The 2477-nt window shown below is 64.7% G+C and carries 2 protein-coding genes; both read left to right on the forward strand.

What is annotated here, in order from left to right; translation table 11 throughout:
• Positions 1-1706 (forward strand): autotransporter family protein (locus tag AC1DUU_RS29425; protein WP_476786856.1); only part of this gene is annotated, 1706 nt, incomplete at its 5' end.
• Positions 1707-1899: 193 nt separating this feature from the next.
• Complete coding sequence (locus AC1DUU_RS29430; RefSeq protein ID WP_476786857.1) at positions 1900-2226, forward strand: hypothetical protein; 327 nt, start codon at positions 1900-1902, stop codon at positions 2224-2226.
• Positions 2227-2477: the final 251 nt, after the last annotated feature.

The raw sequence follows: 2477 nt of genomic DNA on the forward strand, positions 1-2477 counted from the left end.
GTGGAGGAACGGTCAACCAGACCGGTCCGGGTACGACGATCCTGACTGGCGCCAACACTTACACGGGCGGCACCACGATCTCGGCCGGCACGCTACGGGCAGGCGCTACCGGAGCCTTCAGTCCCAATTCCAGCTTTACGGTGGGCAGCGGCGGGACGCTCGACCTGGCCGGCTTCGACCAGACCATCCCCGGGCTCATCAACCATGGCGTCGTCCGCACCGGCGGATCGCCGGCCGCCGGCAAGGGCACGGTGCTTACCGTGGCCGGCGACTATACCGCCGGCAGCACACTTGCGCTGACCACGTTTCTAGGCGCCGATGGATCTCCCTCCGACCTCCTGCTCATCGACGCCGGCACTGCAACCGGCAATACGGGGATCGTCGTCACCAATGCCGGCGGCCCGGGCTTGCTGACGCGCGCGGACGGCATCAAGGTCGTCGATACGGTCAATGGCGGCACGACCGCTGCGGGCGCGTTCAGGTTGGGCGCGCCGGTGGTGGCGGGTCCCTACGAATACACGCTCGAGCGCGGCAGCGTGACCGGCGGCAACGGCGAGGCCTGGTTTCTGCGCTCGGCGCTCGACTGCGGGCTCGTCCCGACACTGCCCGAATGCGTAGGCCCGAAACCGCCGGTGCCGCCTGATGCCGCGGTGCCGCCGAACCCGACACCGCACTTCCGCCAGGAGGTCTCGCTCTATGCGGCGATGCCTGTCGCGACCGCGATCTACGGCCGCCGTATCATCGACACGCTGCACGAACGCATGGGCGGCAACGCTCAGGCGCTCGGCCCGGGCGCGGATGGCAGCTACGACAGTTCGCCCGATGGCCTATGGGGCCGGCTGATCGGCGCTTCCGGCCGCCGCGACGGCAATCCGCTCGGCATCTATGGCGGCGGACCCGAGTTCGACTACGGCTTCGGCGCGCTGCAGGCAGGCACCGACCTCTACCGCCGGGAAAGCCAGGATGGTGGACGCGACAACGCCGGCCTCTACGTCGCCTTCGGCCATGGCGAGGTCGATGTCACCCACCAACTGCTCGGCTTCAGCTTCAAGGGCGGCAAGGACGAGTTCAATGCCTTCAGCCTTGGCGGCTACTGGACGCATTTCGGACCGGGCGACTGGTATGTGGACGGCGTGCTGCAGGCGACTTGGTACGACGCATCGATGACGGGCAGGCGTGGCCTGCGCGCCGGCGAGACCGATGGCTGGGGCCTGGCTGCATCGCTGGAGGGTGGCTATCCGTTCGATCTCGGCAATGGATGGATTATCGAGCCGCAGGCGCAGCTTGTCTACCAGACCATCAACCTCTCCGGCTTCAATGACGGCTATGCCGACGTGCGCTACAGCAATGAAGATTCACTGGCCGGCCGTATTGGCGCTCGGCTGGCGCGGAGCTGGAACCTGGAGGAGCCGCAAGGCAATGATCCCGCCAAACCTGGCGAGCCGGTACGCCAAGCCTCGCTGTGGTTACGCGGCGACTTCTGGCATGAGTTCATTGCTGAGCCGACGACCGAGTTCTCCTCCGCCAGCGGGTTCGTGCCGTTCACCGTCGACGGCTTGCAAGACAACGTGTGGAAGCTCGACCTCGGCGGCAGCTGGGATTTCAACACCGACGCGACCCTTTACGGCAATGTCGGMTACGAGCAGAGCTTCGACGGCACCGCCCACGCCTGGGAGGGCAAGCTCGGCGTCAAGCTGACCTGGTAGATGTTGACCGGGAAGGTCCGCTTCAAAACCTAACCCAAACGTTCGCATCCGCGGCGAATGTCACGTTCTGGCGCGCAGATTTGCTTCGGTTGACGGGCCGCCGCTCCATGGTGGCGCGCCCCGACCAAAAGAACGACAGTGTTGCAGGTCGATTGCTGTAGGCGATGATGGGCACGTTCGGATAGGACTGGATTTGTGGGACATAATCATCGTGCCGCTGGGGCTGCTGATCTGGTTTGGCACAGCTCTGGTGCGGGTCGAAAACCAGCGCTACGCGCTGCTGCTCTGCATGTGCCCCCGTTACAACAACGATCCGGTGGTGGTTCCCGACTGCCGCGGCGTCGAAACCCGTAGTAGCTGGACGTGGCATTTCGCTTACGGCCGTGGATTGCCTGTTCCCCTCTCTCTGGTTTCGACGCCAGTGCAGTTATCTAGCCAAGCTACACCACCCCATGGAACAGGTTCAAGAATCTGGCGCCTGCAAATTAGCCTGCTGAAAAACATGCCTGACCGTTTCTGACGTAACGTCAGAACATCTCGTCACAGTGCGCCGCGGCTTGTCGGGCCGCCAACAAATCTGCCCCAGTTACTCCTGGTGGGGGTAACCGGGGCAGATTGGGTGGCAGTGGCGCATCGCTGGGCAGAGGCATGATCTGTGGCTAATCTATCGTCAGGTGCGGTCGGCCTCGGGTTCGATGCCCGCTGCAGAAGCGGGGGTGACAAGCAGCAACGCACCTGCGAGCGCGTTGAAACGCTCGCCCGGCGTCAGCT

It is taken from the genome of Aminobacter sp. P4_H6_2 (assembly GCF_056400805.1).